Source organism: Nonomuraea sp. NPDC050451, from assembly GCF_044458585.1.
Genome location: NZ_JBITHZ010000013.1, coordinates 57,022 through 72,683, shown reverse-complemented (window position 1 = coordinate 72,683; position 15,662 = coordinate 57,022). Strand labels below are relative to the sequence as shown.

The 15,662-nt window shown below is 69.1% G+C and carries 10 protein-coding genes; 5 read left to right on the top strand and 5 right to left on the bottom strand.

The genetic code is table 11. The features are described from left to right. Window positions 1-148: 148 nt before the first annotated feature. The 4 genes from ACIBI9_RS33875 to ACIBI9_RS33860 all read left to right on the top strand — a co-directional run bounded on the left by ACIBI9_RS33875 (window position 149) and on the right by ACIBI9_RS33860 (window position 4,166). Window positions 149-442 carry an MTH1187 family thiamine-binding protein gene (locus ACIBI9_RS33875; protein ID WP_394501231.1) on the top strand — a complete coding sequence of 98 codons (294 nt, stop codon included), beginning with the start codon at window positions 149-151 and terminating at the stop codon, window positions 440-442. Between the two features lie 43 nt (window positions 443-485). Next, window positions 486-980: a SigE family RNA polymerase sigma factor gene (locus tag ACIBI9_RS33870; protein WP_397228058.1), complete on the top strand. Its 495-nt coding sequence runs from the start codon at window positions 486-488 to the stop codon at window positions 978-980. Further along, entirely contained in the window at window positions 977-2,071 is a 1,095-nt protein-coding gene (locus tag ACIBI9_RS33865) for a hypothetical protein (RefSeq protein WP_397228056.1), read from the top strand. Before ACIBI9_RS33870 ends, ACIBI9_RS33865 begins: the two co-directional genes overlap by 4 nt. 499 nt (window positions 2,072-2,570) lie before the next feature. Continuing rightward, entirely contained in the window at window positions 2,571-4,166 is a 1,596-nt protein-coding gene (locus ACIBI9_RS33860) for an FAD-dependent monooxygenase (RefSeq protein ID WP_397228054.1), read from the top strand. A 125-nt stretch (window positions 4,167-4,291) separates the two neighbouring features. Here ACIBI9_RS33860 and ACIBI9_RS33855 read toward each other — a convergent pair whose 3' ends face one another. Both ACIBI9_RS33855 and ACIBI9_RS33850 read right to left on the bottom strand, forming a co-directional pair. Further along, the gene (locus ACIBI9_RS33855; protein WP_397228052.1) at window positions 4,292-4,864 is read right to left on the bottom strand and encodes a hypothetical protein; all 573 of its coding nucleotides are present in this window, start codon (window positions 4,862-4,864) and stop codon (window positions 4,292-4,294) included. A 623-nt stretch (window positions 4,865-5,487) separates the two neighbouring features. Then, complete coding sequence (locus tag ACIBI9_RS33850; protein WP_397228050.1) at window positions 5,488-6,633, bottom strand: hypothetical protein; 1,146 nt, start codon at window positions 6,631-6,633, stop codon at window positions 5,488-5,490. 1,028 nt (window positions 6,634-7,661) lie between these two features. Between ACIBI9_RS33850 and ACIBI9_RS33845 the strand changes: the two genes are divergently transcribed. Next, entirely contained in the window at window positions 7,662-9,020 is a 1,359-nt protein-coding gene (locus ACIBI9_RS33845) for a serine hydrolase (RefSeq protein ID WP_397228048.1), read from the top strand. Window positions 9,021-9,703: 683 nt separating this feature from the next. Here the strand turns inward: ACIBI9_RS33845 and treZ are convergent. From treZ to glgX, 3 genes are read right to left on the bottom strand one after another with little or no spacing between them, the layout of a single operon-like run. Continuing rightward, window positions 9,704-11,422 (bottom strand): malto-oligosyltrehalose trehalohydrolase, encoded by a 1,719-nt coding sequence (gene treZ / locus ACIBI9_RS33840; protein ID WP_397228046.1) that lies wholly within the window; start codon window positions 11,420-11,422, stop codon window positions 9,704-9,706. After that, window positions 11,412-13,541: a malto-oligosyltrehalose synthase gene (treY, locus tag ACIBI9_RS33835; protein ID WP_397228044.1), complete on the bottom strand. Its 2,130-nt coding sequence runs from the start codon at window positions 13,539-13,541 to the stop codon at window positions 11,412-11,414. The genes treZ and treY overlap by 11 nt, the downstream gene beginning before the upstream one ends. Next, window positions 13,534-15,627, bottom strand: coding sequence for a glycogen debranching protein GlgX (gene glgX, locus ACIBI9_RS33830; RefSeq protein WP_397228042.1), 2,094 nt, complete (start codon window positions 15,625-15,627; stop codon window positions 13,534-13,536). The genes treY and glgX overlap by 8 nt, the downstream gene beginning before the upstream one ends. Between the last annotated feature and the right edge of the window lie 35 nt (window positions 15,628-15,662).

The following is a 15,662-nucleotide window of genomic DNA, read 5'->3' as shown; positions in this document are numbered from 1 at the left end:
GGATGAAGTGCGGCGGGTGGCCACGGCGTTCTGGGAGGCGTCGTGGCTTTTCGCTTCTCCCCGACGGCCGGCTGAGACCTGACGGCTGGTCAAGTCCTGGCGGCTGGCTAAGATCGAGACCCTCCGGCCCGCCGCAAGGAGGCACGCAATGATCGTCGCATTCTCCATCACCCCGCTGGGCGTCGGCGAAGGTGTCGCCGAGCCCGTCGCCCGCGCCGTCAAGGTGGTCCGCGACAGCGGCCTGCCCAACCGGACGGACGCCATGTTCACCACGATCGAGGGTGAGTGGGACGAGGTCATGGACGTGGTCAAGCGCGCGGTGGACGCGGTGGCGGAGGTCGCGCCCCGGGTCGGCCTGGTGCTCAAGGCCGACCTCCGGCAGGGGGTCACCGACGGGATGACGAGCAAACTCGAGTCCCTGGAACGCCACCTCTCCGAGTAGCCGGTTTTCCAACCTTGGGCCCTTCGGCGAAGTTGTTTTATGCATGGACCGTTATGAGGGGTTCCACGAGTTCGTACGAACCCGCCAGCAATCGCTGATGCGGACGGCGTACCTGCTCACCGGGAACGCCCACCTCGCCGAGGACCTGTTGCAGACGGTCCTCACGCGCGTCGCCTCCCACTGGGTCAAGCTCGCCAAGGGCGGCAACCCCGAGGCGTACGCGCGCAAAGCCCTGGTGAACCAGACCATCTCCTGGCGCAAGCGGAAGCGGCTCGAGGTTCCTGAGGCCGAATTACCGGAGTTCGCGGCCTCCGGGCAGCCGCACGACGAGGCGACTGTACGCCGGCTCGCCCTGCTCCACGCGCTCGCGCGGCTCACGCCGAAGCAGCGGGCGCTGATCGTGCTGCGCTTCTACGAGGACCGCACCGAGCACGAGACCGCGCAGCTCCTGGGCGTCTCGATCGGCACCGTCAAGAGCCAGACCCACTACGCGCTGTCGAAACTGCGCGCGCTCGTCCCCCAGGAGGTGTACCGGTGAACTCCCTGCGCGAAGACCTGAACGCGCTGGCCGAACAGGCGCCCGCCGTCGATCTGGCCGCCCAGGCGGTGCGGGGCGCCCGCCGTCGGCGCGCCACCCGCCTGACCGTGGCCATCGCCGCGGCGACCTGCCTGATCGCAGGTGGCGGCACCGTGCTCTTCCAACAGCTACGCCCCGAGGCTCCGGTCGTGCTCACCCCGCCGGAGACGACGGTCTCCCCGCTGCCCTCGGAAGGCGTCGGGCCGATCGAACAGGCGTACCGGCCGGAATGCCGCACCACCGCGTGCACGAAGCGCGCCTGGCGGCTCGTGACCCGCGACGGCGCCACCTACGAACTGACCGCGGCACCGCAGACCGGCCCCCTGGCGGTCACGGCGGACGGACGCCGGCTCGCGTACTACAACTCGAAGCAGCGCACGATCGTCGTGCGCGACCTGGCGAGCGGCAAAACCTGGAAGTCCCCGCTGAAGCAGCCCGCGGAGGACTTCTCGGTCTCGAACGAACACGCCCTGCGGCTGTCGCCCAACGGGCTGAGGTTCATCGTGTCGAGCTGGGGCGGGCGACGAGAGCCCAACAAGCTGGTGGACGTGGAGCGGGGCACGGTGTCCGACCTCCCGCGCGGCTGGTGGCCCGTGAGCGTGTCGGACGGCTCCGGCCCCGTCGTGCTCGCCAAGCCGTACGACAACAGCAGCCAGGTGTGGGTGCTCGACCACGACCCGATCACCATCCCGGACTTCACCTACGACTACAGCGCCCTCGCCCCCGACGGCCGCACCCTCGCCCGCCTGGGCCAGACCTTCGACGCGAACCGCGAGCCGATGGTGCAGCAGGACGGCTCGATCGTCGTGTTCGACGCCGTGCAGGGCGGCCGCGAAACCCGAATCCCGATCTCCGGCATCCCGGAAGAGCTCCATCCGTCGGGTCTCGGCAGCTGGCTGAACGCCACCGAGGTAACCGTCGTGGCCGTCCCCGAGTCATCACGCGGACCCACATCGATGGTCTACGCGGTGAACGTGAAAACCGGCAAGACCCGAGAACTCTTCGCCCTACGCAACTACGGAACGACCTTGGTCCCAGGCCTGGTGCACTGACACCCACACAACAACGGACGGGCCCCGCGCCCCCAAGCGCGGGCCCGCCCCACCCCGGAACGCGCCCCAACGCCCCACCCTCGACTGTGGTTTCTCAACCTCCAACACCCTGACCATGCCCGATTCCCAAAACTCCGACTGTGCGCCAATCGCCATACGCCCGAGCGTCCCCTCAACTCCCGACACTCCTGACCGTGTTCGCCCTCAACCGCCGCCACCCAGACCACCGCCGCATCGCTACCACCTCCAGCAACCAGCACCAGCCCGCCACCCCACGCCACCTAAAGCCTCAAACCGGTGCGGCCCTCACCTCGCCCGCCACCATCAACTTCCACCTCCAACCCTCGAGCCACCTCCAATCCCACCGTCAACCCCACCCCCGCGCCGCCCATCGCCGCCACCCCGAAACGCGATATGTCTTGACCATGCCTTCATACGCGACATATCGTGTCCCTCGACCATAGACGCGATACTACGCGTTTTCCGGAGGTGGACAAGCATGAAACAAGAGCGGGTGCCCGTCCTGGTGGTGGGCGGTGGGTACGCAGGGCTGAGCACGGCAACGCTCCTGGCCTGGCGCGACGTACCCGTCATGCTGGTGGAGAAGCACCCGAGCACCTCGATCCAACCCAAGGCGTTCGGAGTCGGCCCGCGAGCCATCGAGCTGCTGCGCCCCGTACCCGGCATCGAACAGGAGCTGCGCGAAACCTGGGCAGGCATCGGGGACAACATGCGCATAGCGATCGCCAAGAACCTGGCCGACCCGGACCCTCACATGATCATCAGCGACGAGCAGGAGGAGATGGCCTTCCTGGCCGACATCACCCCGGCGGCGCAGGTGGGGGCGCCCCAGGCCGCGATCGAGCGGCTGCTGCGGTTCACGGCCGAGGAGCTGGGCGCCGACCTGCGTTTCTCCACCGAGTTGGTCTCGCTGGAGCAGGACGAGGACGGCGTGACCGCGCTGATCCGCGACGCCGGCGGCGACCGTCTCGTGCGAGCCGACTACGTGGTGGCCGCGGACGGCTACCGGAGCCCGCTGCGCCGCCTCCTGAACGTCCCCACCTCGGGCAAGGGCGAGCTGGGCCGGATGTGCTCGATCATGTTCGACGCGGATCTGAGCGGGCTGGTGCGCGAGCGCGAGGTCACGCTCTGGTACCTGCAGAACGACACCTTCACCGGTGTGATCGTGACCGGCACCGGCGTCGGGGCGCACGTGCTGGGCGTCAACTACTCCGATGGCCAGAGCGACGCCGACTTCACCGAGGAGCGCTGCAAAGAGCTGGTACGCATCGCGACCGACCAGCCCGACCTGGACGTTCAGCTACTGGACAAGGCGTCGTTCGCCCTGGGGCACGTGGTGGCCGACACGTACCGCTCCGGCCGGGTGTTCTTCGCCGGGGACGCGGCCCACACCATGCCGCCCACCGGCGGGCAGGGCGGCAGCACCGCGCTCCAGGACGGCTGCGATCTCGCCTGGCGCCTGTGGCTCGTCGTCACCGGCCAGGCCGGGCCCGACTTCCTCGACACGTACGACGCCGAACGCCGCCCGATCGGCACGCTGACGGCCGATGCCCAGCTCGCCAACCTCGGCGTACGCATGCCTCCGACCGCCCGCGTCGGCTACCCGGAGCCCGTCGAGGACTTCATCAGCGTCATCATCGGATACCGCTACCACTCCACCGCCATCCTGGACGAACCCGGCGACGACGGCTCCATCCTGGAGGACCCGCGCGTACCCAACGGCCGTCCCGGCAGCCGCGCCCCTCACGTGGTGCTCGACTGGGAAGGCCAGCGCATCTCGACCATCGACCTCTTCGGCTCCGGCTTCGTACTGCTGGCCGACAGACAGGGCGGCCAGGCCTGGATGGACGCCGGACGTCTGGTCAAGGAGCGCCTCGGCGTCCAGCTCACACGGTTGGTGGTAGACGAGGAGCTGAAAGACGTGGACGGGCACTTCCGGGAGCGGTACGGCGTCAGCGGGGGCGGCGCCGTCCTGGTCCGACCGGACGGCTACGTAGCCTGGCGCTCCCCCGGCCCCGTCCCAAACCCGGCAGCCACCCTCGACCAGATCATGACCCAACTCCTCAGCCGCTAACAAACCCACCGACCACCCCAAAGCAACACCAGGCCTCAGCAGACCAGCACCTCCCCCCGACCAACCAACAACCCATCACCCAACCGCCACCAAACCCACCGACCACCTCGGAGCAGCCCCGGGCTTCAGCTGAGCAGCACCTCCTCCCGGCGAGCTCGCAGCCTGTCACGTAGCCGCCCCAGCTCCCGGCAACGCTCCTCGAGCTGCTGCACCACTTCTCGGACACCGCCCATCCCCTGAACGCCGCCTTCCGCCATCATGCCGAGCGCCTCCACCTGCCGGACGAACTCGCCCACCGTCCCCCGGCCATACAGGGCCTCGAGCCCGGCCGCCCGGGCTCGTTCCCGAGCAGGCAACTCCACATCCAGCTCGGCGAGCAACCGTCCGATCTCCAGCAGCTCGGCGCCCCGGGGATCGGCCGAAGCGGCCACTCGCCGCTCCTCACGTGCCAGCAACTCCTCGTAGAGCTCCCACGCCGGCCCCACCTCGGCCAGGTCCCGTTCCACCGCCGCGAGCATGGCCAGGTACGCCCCCAGCCTCGTTTCCGCGACGGCTACCTGCTCCTGATCCCACACCCCGACCGCGTCGAGCTCCCGCCGGGCCTGCCTCACGAGGGCGGCGACGGCCGTGTGGCGCTCGCTCAGCCCTTCCCAGCGACGCGCCCGCTGACGCGCCGTACGCAGATCTTCATCGATCATCTCAAACGGGATCACGTCACTTGGACGGCCGAATACCTCGATTCGGTTCAGGACGAGCATGCACTTTTACCAACAAATCCGACCATAACAGGCACCACACCCGTCCCATCCATTGCTCCCTCCTGCCCACAGGTGCGTAAGAGAAGGATGTCCGTCGACGCCATAGCCGGGGTCGCGCCGGGGTCGCTGGGGTCGAGCTCAGGCTGCTGCACGTTCAACCCCCACGCCTGAAGGCCGAGCCGCGATCGGAGTCGGAGTCACGCCGAGGTCGCTGGGACCGGACTCAGGCTGCTGCACGCTCGACCCCCACGCCTGAAGGCCGAGCCGCGATCGGAGTCGGAGTCACACCGGGGTCGCCGGGGCCGGACTCAGGCTGCTGCACGCTCGACCCCCACACCTGAAGGCCGAGCGGCGATCGCAGTCGGCGTCACGCCGAGGTCGCTGGGACCGGACTCAGGCTGCCGCACGCTCAACCCCCACACCTGAAGGCCGAGCCGGGATCGCAGTCGGCGTCACACCGGGATCGCCGGGACCGAACTCAGGCTGCCGCACGCTCAACCCCCACACCTGAAGGCCGAGCCGGGATCGCAGTCGGCGTCACACCGGGGTCGCTGGGGCCGGACTCAGGCTGCCGCACGCTCAACCTCCACGCGTGGGGGGTGAGCAGGGGTAGGAGTCGGTGTCGCGACCGGGGTGGAGGCCGGCGTCGGTTTCATGGGCGGAGCCGGCTGCGCGGCTCGAGTCGGCTCCAGGGGGTGGGGTGGGGTCAGGGGCGTTGGGAGGAATGGGGTTGCTCGTGAAGGGGTGGGTGGGGCTGGGGGGTGACAGTTGATCAAGGTGAGTGGGGGGTGGGCGGGCTTTTGGGTGGCGCATAGCCAGTCGTTCAGGGAGCCGGGGAAGCCTGAGGGCGGGCCGACCTTCAGGCAGGTGATCTGGCCGGCACCGGGTGGTGGGCCGATCTTGAGGCGGCGGATGGTGCCTGTGCGGCCCAGTTCTCCCTGGTCGGCGTCGTAGGGCGTCAGCTGGACACCGAAAGGTAGGCCGCCGTCCGGCTGGTCTGCGGGGCTTATCTGGAGGAAGTCGTCGATCTTGCGGTCGGTCGCCTCCGGGTGAGCGGCTACGTAGGCCAGGTGGTCTGTGACCAGGCGGTGGGCCACTGTGCGGAGGAGATTGGTCGCGCACAGGTTGTGGGCGCAGGCGGCGCCGTCGAGGGTGATCTCAGGGAGGGCGAAGCGGCGCAGGCCTCGGGACGTGACGCGCAGGCAGTCGCATACACCCATGTCGGACGGGTCCCAGGGTGGACAGGTCGCGGCGTCGTGGACCTGGACGTCCCAGGACAGCCAGTCGTCGGTGAGGCGGAAGTCCGTGGGCTCGCCTGCGCATCTTCCGCAGGTGAGGATGGTGGTGCCCGTCAGTGGGTCGATCAGGAGGCCGTCGCATTCCCTCGCCAGGGCTCGGGCCGTCGCTCTCGCTGTCTGAATGCTGATCGGGAGCTTGTGTGGGGGTGCGGTCGTGGACACCACCACGTGTTGGCCGGTGCGGCGTAGGCGGCGTCTTTCCTCGTCTGTGAGGTTGGTCGCTGTTGGTTTCCAGGGGGTCTGGTGGTGGATCACCGTCAAGGAGCCGCTGCCTGCTGCGCTGATCGCGGCTCTTCTGTACGGGCCGGCTACGCGCCAGGGCACGAAGGAGTCGACTTCGAACGGCAGATGGTCTGTGGCCACGACGAAGAGGGAGGTCAGCGTGGCGGGCAAAGGCAGGATGATCTTCATGGTGAATGCGCTCCGGGTTGGTCTTTGGCTCCGCGCGAACCGTGGTGGTGGGGCGGGTGCGGTGGGCTTGGGGATGGCGTCTCGGGGTGTAGAGCTATAGCGGGCGTTGCGATGAAGCGGGCGTTGTGGTGTAGCGGGATTACGGGGGTGGCGTGTTACAGGCGTTGCGGGGCGTCACGGGGTTGCTCGGGGTTGATGGGGGTTGCTGGGATGTGAAGGGGTGTTGCGATGTTGCGGGGTTGTTAGGTGTCGCCCGGGTGTTGCGGGGTTGCTGTGTCGAGGGGTTGTGGGGTGTTGGGGTGTCGGGGTTGGTGAGGCACTCAGGATCATCGGTGATCGCCGGGGGCTTGGGCGGAGTGGAGCGGGGTTCTGTGGATAATGCCTGGGGCTGTGGTCGCCCTTGTGGATAGCGCTCCGCTCCGATCCGCTACGGTCCACCCAATCGGCTGCGCTCCTCTGTGATCCGGTGGAGTCGGCGTGGCATTTGCTGGGAGCGGTCGCCGTAAGTGTCGGCGTGAGATCGGCTCAGTGGCGTCATCGGGCCATCGGCGCGCGCTCGACAGCGTGACGTCACCAGACTGTCGGCGCGCGTTCGACAGCGCGTCATCGGGGCGTCGGCCTGCGCTCGGCCGCGTGGCGGCGCCGTGGGGCGAGGGGTTGTCGGGGAGGAGTCTGAGGTGGGTCGCTTCGTGGAATGTATGGCGGGCCATTAAGGCGTGAGGGATGGCGTGTCGGGGGTGAATCGTCGGTGGCGTGCCGGCTGCCAGTCGCTTTGCGGCAGCTGTAGGCGGGCGCTCACCAGGCCGATCGTTTTCATCGGGGAGCGCGACGTGCGGAAGTCTCGATGAGTCGGCCGTGCTCGTGGTGCCGGAAGATGGCGCCGGGCGTCAACTCTGGTTCAAGATATTTTGCGCTCAGCCGGCTCGACCGCTGGCTAGAGTGGCGCGGTGAACCTCCCAAGATCCAGAAATCGAAGTCGAGGTCTCGCTGGGCTCGCCACCGCAGCCGTACTGCTGGGCGGTTTGGTCGTGCCGACTCCGGCCGCCGCGGCAGAGGACGGCTCCGCGAGCGTGCTCGCGCATCACTTACGCCGGACTCTCGACCAGTTGCAGTTCGAGCAGGTCCTGGACACCAATCCGCCGACCGGCGCAGCCGAGTTGAACGCGCTTCGGCAGGACAACGTCGACAAGGAGGCGAGGAAGCCACCGAATAAGGCTGATCTGCTCGCGACCGTCGCGGCGGCCGAGCCTATCTCGCAGCAGCCGCAGATCGACCTGACCGTCATCGAGCTGAACCGGGCCGGGCGCCCCGTCTCCTCGGGCACCGTGCTGATGAGCCCGCAGTATCCGGACGGGAAGGTCGTGCCGGTCGACCGCAACCTACACACCACCGACGTCCGCTGGCGGCAGTGGGACGACGCCGGCTGGTACGCCAACCACGGCCAGGGCACCATCGACATCGTGCCGGGCCGCGAGAACGCCTCCATCGACTTCATGAGCCCGTACCCCGCGTCGGTGCTGAAGCTGATGGTGGCCTTCGGGGTACTGCGTCTGGTGGACCAGGGCCAGCTCTCGCTCGACGACACCTACGACTACAAACCCACGACGATCAGCTCACTGTGCGGCCCGGCCAGCAGCAACACGGTCCGCAACTTTCTCGACGCCTCACTCACCTGGTCGTCCAACGCCGCCACCTGCGCCATGGTCAAGCTGCTGCACGACCGCAGCGCGGTCGACGGCCTCAACCAGACCTTCCAGGACCTGGGCCTGGAAACACTTCAGCTGAAGAACACCAACCCGGCCAACGGCGCCCGGTGGGGCAACCCCGTCACCATGAGCTCGCTCGACACGGCCAAGCTGCTGATGCTGGTCAACGGCGGCCTCGGCACCCTGTGGAGGGCTCCCGACGGCAACGGCGTCACCGCCGCCGTCCTCAGCGACGCCTCCCGTACGTTCTTCAAGAGCAAGCTCGGCGATCAGGGCATGAACCTCACCCTGTCGACCACCAACTGGTGCGGCGCCGCCTACCCCGCCCCGGGCATCCCGCAGCTCACGCCCTCGCGTTGGATCGGCGCCGACGGCACCGTGACCATCCCCGGGCAGGGCATCTCGTACGGCCACGACGTACGGCCGTGCAACGACGCGGCCGAGGTGACGTACGCCCACAAGAACGGCTGGGTGAACAACTCCGGCGCTGACGCGGGCATCGTGAAGGCCCTGCCCGGCAAGGGAGGCCGCACCTACGTTGTCGCCATGTTCTCCAACCTCGGCTACCAGTACGTGGACTCCAACCGCCCGCCGACGGGCGCCGAGAACGTCTGGTTCACCGAGAAGCTCGCCAAACTGGGCAAGGTCATCGACGACTACGAGAAGCGGCGTCATCCCTAACTAGCGCACCGAACCTCGGCCGAGCTGGGTAGGCCGGCCGAGGGTAGGCGCGCCACGCCCGACTCGGCCGGGCGGGTCTGGCAGTCACGCGGCACGCCCATTCGGTCTGGGCTGGGCCGGGCCGGGCACGCGCGCGGCACGCCCCACCCGGGTCGGGGGGTCGGCCGGGTCGGGCAGGCGCACCCGGGTCGGGCGGGGCGGCCGGGTCGGGCAGGCGCACGGCACGGCACGTCCCGCCCCGCTCGGCCGTGACCAGGTCCATCCATAGCACCGCCCAGAGCGACTGGGGCGCCTGGGGCACTCCGAGCGGGCCGTGCCCCAAGCCCCCGGAGTGTCCCGAGTCCCCGGTGTCCCGGGTGCCGGGGTGCCGGACTGCTCGGGGTGCCGGGGTGCTCGAGGTGCCGGGGTGCCCGGGAAGCCGGGGAGCCGGGTGCCCGGAGTGCCGGAGTGCCCAGGGTGCCGAGGTGCCGGGGTGCCGGGGTGCCGGGGAGCCCGGGGAGCCCGGGGAGCCCGGCGAGCCGGGAGAATGGTGCGGGTCTGGTGCTGGTGCTGGTGAGGGTGGACAGGGCGGTCCCGTGGTGGGTGGCGGTAGGGGTGCTACGGACGTCCGCAAGCATCACGGCGCGGTCGGGCCGCGTCGAAGAAGCCGCCTGACGCCCTACGCTACGAATCAAACCGCCCTGTCAATGAGCCGGATGGGGCTTGCAGATGGCCATGGATTGGGCGGGAAGGCGTAGGGAGCTGCCGTCCGCCATGACAGGATCGTCCGAGGCCAACAGCACCGTCCCAGAGAGCACCGGTACCGTGGCCGACTCCTGGGCGAAGTTCACCGCCACCGCCAGTGACCCCCGCCACATCACCAGCCACTTCCCCAGCGCATCCACCTCCACCCGGACCCGATCCATACGCGGATCGCACAGCTCGGGCAGCGCCTTGCGCAGGGCGATCAGGTCGCGGTACCAGCACAGCAGCGACCAGTGCTCCTCCTCCTTCACCTCCCCCCAGTCCAGTTTCGAGCGCAGGAACGTGTCCTCGTCCGACGGGTCGGGCGCGTCCCAGACGTACCCGAACCCCTCGAACTCCCGCTCCCGCCGCGCCGCCTCGCTCTCCCGCAGCGCGGGCTCCATGTGATCGGAGAAGAACAGGAACGGCGTGCGCGCCCCCCACTCCTCCCCCATGAAGAGCATGGGTGTGAACGGTGAGGTCAGCAGCAGGCCCGCGCCCAGTTTGAGCGCGGGGACGGACAGGCGGTCGCCGCCGGGGCGGTTGCCGATCTGGTCGTGGTTCTGGACGCAGGCGACGAGCCGGTGGCCGGGCACGCCCGTGAAGGGACGGCCGTGGGAACGGTCGCGGAAGGACGAGTAGGTGCCGTCGTGGAGCACTCCCGAGGTCAGCACCTTGGCCAGCGCCGGCAGGGAGGCGAAGTCGGCGTAGTAGCCGTGGGACTCCCCGCTCACCGCGCAGTGCAGGGCGTGGTGGATGTCGTCGCACCACTGGGCGGACATGCCCAGGCCGCCGGCGTCGAGCGAGCGCACCATGCGCGGGTCGTTCAGGTCGGACTCGGCGATCAGGGACAGCGGGCGACCGAGCGAGCAGGCCAGCGCGTCCACCTCCTCCGACAGCGCCGCCAGCAGGTGCTCGGCGCGGCGGTCGTGCAGCGCGTGTACGGCGTCCAGCCGCAGCCCGTCGATGTGGTAGTCGCGCAGCCACTGCACCGCGTTGCCGATGAAGTACCGCCGCACCTCGTCGGAGCCCGGCCCGTCCAAATTGACCGCATCACCCCAATAACTGCCCTTAAATCCGGAAAAATAGGGCGCGAACGGGTGCAGGAAGTTCCCCGACGGACCGAGATGGTTGTAGACGACGTCCAGGATGACCCCGATCCCGGCCCGATGACACGCGTCCACGAACGACTTGAGCCCGTCAGGCCCCCCGTACGTCTCGTTGACGGCGTACAGATCCACCCCGTCATAACCCCAGTTCCGCCCCCCGGGCACAGGAGCGACCGGCATGACCTCGACGAAGTCGACCGACAGCTCCACCAGGTGCGGCAGCTTCTCGACGGCCGCCGAGAACGTCCCCTCCGGCGTGAACGTCCCCACGTGCAGCTCGTAGATCACCGCCCCCCGCAGGTCGCGGCCCTTCCACTCGTGGTCGGACCACGTGAAGCGACCGTGCTCGTACACGGCGCTCGGCCCGAAGATCCCCTCCGGCTGCCGCAGCGACCGCGGATCCGGGTACGGCCCTTCGCCGTCCACCTGGTACGCGTACCGCGTGCCGTGCGAGGCCCCCGCCACCTCGACCGACCACCAGCCCCCCTCCCCGCGCGACATCGCGTGAGGTGCGCCCGCGGCGAACAGTTCGACAGCCGTGGCCTTCGGTGCCCAGACCTCAAAGATCATGTCGCTCCAGCAGTGAGACCGGATACTGACCGAGCAGGTGCGCGAGCGGGATCCGCCCCGTGTAGAGGCCGCCGGTGAGCAGGTCGCGCCAGGTCCCGCCGGGGAGCGTCAGGGACGTGGAGCCCCATCCGCACCGGGCCAGACGCGCGGGAAGCCGGGTGGCGACCGCGACGGCCTGCGGCCGCTCCCCGCGGGCGAAGGCGATCACGTGCGCCGCCGCCGGCCCCTCCGCCCACAGCGGCCGGTACGGCGCCGCTCCCCCGAGCCGGCGGCGCAGCCGCAGCGCCTGCGTCGTCACCAGCAGCTTGGCCGCGTCCCACGCGGTCTCGGGTTTGCGGGGGTACGTCACCGGCCGCCGGTTGTCCGGGTCGACCAGCGAGAAGTCGGTCGTCTCGTTGCCCTGGTACACGTCGGGCACCCCGGGCATCATGAGCTGCACGAGCTTGGCCCCGAGCGAGTTGGACATGGCGTAGGGCTCGATCCGCGCGGTGAACTCGCCGACCGGCTGCCGCACCGCCGCCGCCGCGAACTCCCGCAACCCACGCTCATAGGACGGATCCGGATTTATCCAGGAAATGGCGGTCTTGGCCTCCCGCGCCGCCTTGAGCAGGTAATCCGTGAACCGCTCGACCGAGATCGGCCAGGCCGCCATGAGGTTCTGCCAGGCCAGATAGTCCAGATGGGGGTCGAAGCGCACCGAGGCCGACCACGACGCCATCGCGGCGGCCCACTCCTCGGGCAGCTCCGACAACACCGACAGCCGCGCCCGCACGTCCTCCGACCGCTTCGTGTCGTGCGTGGACAGCGTGGTCATCGTGTACGGCCGCAGCTCGGCGCAGAAGTCGTGGAAGTCCTCCACCGACACCCCGAACGCGTCCGGCTCCCCGCCCACCTCGTTGAGGCACGCCAGCGGATACCACCGGTAGAGCGCCGTGTCCTCCACGCCCTTGGCCATGACGGGCCCGCATGCCTGCTGGAACCGTACGATCGCCTCGTCCCGGCCGTACAGGACCTCGCGGGCCAGCGGCAGCACGGCGGGCGAGCACGCCTCGGCGGCCAGCTCGACGATCTCGACGGACTCGGGCGGCGGCGGTTCGCCGGGCACCACGTACGCGCGGTAGACCGGCATCGCGGCGAGCAGCTCGCGGACGGCGGCGGGGTCCTGCCCGGCGGCCCTGGCCAGGCGCGCGACCTCGGCGCCGAAGAACAGGTCGATCACCTCCCGCTTGGCCTGCGCCATCACGGGCCGGTACTCGGAAGGTTGCCCGGTCATGTCAGCAAAAAGCTGGACCAGGGGAGCTTTGCCGTCGGGATCGACGAAGAGCCCGTTCACCCGGTTGAGCACGTCGTAGCCGCTGGTGCCGTCGCAGGCCCAGTCGCCCGGCAGCCGTTCGGGCCCGATGAGGATCTTCTCGACCACGGTCCAGGTCTCGCCCACCCTGGCGCGCAGCCGTTCCAGGTAGCCCCGCGGGTCGGCCAGCCCGTCGGGGTGGTCGACCCGCAGCCCGTCCACCAGCCCCTCGTCGAGCAGCCAGAAGATCACCTCGTGCGTGGCGAACAGCACCGCCGGATCCTCCACCCGCAGGCCGATTAAGGAGGACACGTCGAAGAAACGCCGGTAGCCGGGCCCCTCGCGCCAGTCGACCAGCCGGTAGTGGCCGGGATAGGGGTAGGTGTGCCCGTGGTAACGCACCACGTCGCCGTGCACGTACGGCTCCGTGTCGTCGCCGAGCACGGGCAGCGCGACCTTCCCGTCCTTCCAGTCGATGTCGAACCAGCTCGCGTACGGCGAGGCGGGCCCGTCCTTGAGCACGGACCAGAACTGCGCGTTGACCGTGTTCATGTGGTTGGGCACGATGTCCACCACGATGCCCAGGTCATGGGCGGCGAGCTGCTGCGCCATCTCCCTGAACCCCGTCGCCCCGCCGAACTCCTCCCTGATCCTGGAGTGGTCGGTGACGTCGTAGCCGTGCCGCGACTCGGGCGTGGACTGCAGGATCGGCGACAGATAGACGTGGCTCACGCCGAGGTCGCGCAGGTAGCCGGCGATCTCGGCCACCTGGGCGAAGCCGAAGTCGGGGGTCAGCTGCACCCGGTAGGTGGAGGCCGGCCTAGACACGGCGCAACACCCGCACACTCCGTCCGGGCACCTCGATGGCCTCCCCGCCGCGGCAGATCCGCACGTCGAGCATGATCGGCATGGCGGTGTCGATCTCCGTGTGCCACATTTCGCCGTAGTCCTCGGGGATCGTGAACTTGATCGTGTCGTAGTGCGCGTTGAACAGCAGCAGGAACGAGTCATCCCTGATCGGGCGGCCCCGCCGGTCGGGCTCGGTGATGGCGTCGCCGTTGAGAAACACGGCCAGCGACTTCGCGTATCCGACGTTCCAGTCGCCGTCCGTCATCTCCTCCCCGGACGGCGTGAGCCACGCGATGTCGTTGAGCCCGCGTACCGGCTTGCCGTAGAAGAAGCGCCTGCGGCGGAAGACCGGATGCCGCTTCCGCAGCGCGGCCAGGCTCTGCGTGAACTCCAGCAGCAGCCAGTTCTCCCGCACGTCGGACCAGTCGACCCAGGTCAGCTCGTTGTCCTGGCAGTAGCCGTTGTTGTTGCCCTTCTGCGTGCGGCCGAGCTCGTCGCCGTGGGAGAGCATCGGCACGCCCTGCGACAGGAAGAGCGTGGTGAGGAAGTTGCGTTTCTGCTGCTCGCGCAGCGCCTCGACGGTGTCGCCCGCCTGGCCCTCCTCGCCGCAGTTCCAGGACCGGTTGTCGTCGGTGCCGTCGCGGTTGCCCTCCTTGTTGGCCTCGTTGTGCTTGACGTTGTACGAGACGAGGTCCTGCAGGGTGAAGCCGTCGTGGCAGGTGACGAAGTTGATCGAGGCCGCCGGGCGGCGGCTGTCGTCCTGGTAGAGGTCGCTCGACCCGGTGAACCTGGACCCGAACTCGGGCAGCGTGGCCGGCTGCCCGCGCCACAGGTCGCGGATCGTGTCGCGGTAGCGGCCGTTCCACTCCGTCCACCGCGACGGGAAGTTCCCGACCTGGTAGCCGCCCGGCCCCACGTCCCACGGCTCGGCGATCAGCTTGACCTGCGACAGCACCGGGTCCTGCTGCACCAGGTCGAAGAACGAGCTCAGCCGGTCGACCTCGTGCAGTTCCCGGGCCAGCGTCGAGGCGAGGTCGAAGCGGAACCCGTCGACGTGCATCTCGATGACCCAATAGCGCAGCGAGTCCATGATCATCTGCAGGACGTGTGGCGAGCGCATGAGCAGGCTGTTGCCCGTGCCCGTGGTGTCCACGTAGTAGCGCGGGTCGTTGTCGACCAGGCGGTAGTAGTCGGGGTTGCCGATCCCCTTGAGCCCCAGCGTCGGCCCGAGGTGGTTGCCCTCGGCGGTGTGGTTGTAGACGACGTCGAGGATGACCTCGATGCCCGCCTCGTGCAGCCCCCTGACCATGGCCTTGAACTCCAGCACCTGCCCGCCGCGCTGCCCCTGGCTGGAGTAGCGGTTGTGGGGCGCGAAGAACCCGATCGAGTTGTAGCCCCAGTAGTTGGACAGGCCGCGCTGCTCCAGGATGTGGTCGGTCACGAACTGGTGCACCGGCATGAGCTCCAGCGCCGTGACGCCGAGCTTGGTGAGGTGGTCGAGGATCTCGGGGTGGCCGAGCGCCGCGTACGTGCCACGCAGGTGCTTGGGGATCTTGGGATGGCTGATCGTCAGCCCCCGCACGTGGGCCTCGTAGATCACGGTGTCGTGGTACGGCGTCGCGGGCGGCCGGTCGTGCCCCCACCCGAAGAACGGGTTGATCACGATAGACCGCGGCACGTACGGGGCCGAGTCGGTGTCGTTGCGCGTGTCGGGCTGGCCGAACCGGTAGCCGTAGACCGCCTCGTTCCAGGTCACGCCGCCCTCGATGGCCATGGCGTACGGGTCGAGCAGCAGCTTGGCCGGGTTGCAGCGCAGCCCGCGCGCCGGCTCGTACGGGCCGTGGACGCGGTAGCCGTAGCGCTGGCCCGGCCCGATCCCCGGCAGGTAGCCGTGCCAGATGAACCCGTCGACCTCGGTCAGCGGCACCCTCGACTCGACGTTGTCCTCGTCGAACAGGCACAGCTCCACAGCGTCCGCGACCTCTGTGTAGAGCGAGAAGTTCGTTCCCGCGCCGTCGTAGGTCGCCCCGAGCGGATAGGGGTCTCCCGGCCAGATCTCGATCATCGAGGCTCCCTTGCGGTCTCTCCCCATGTTCCGTT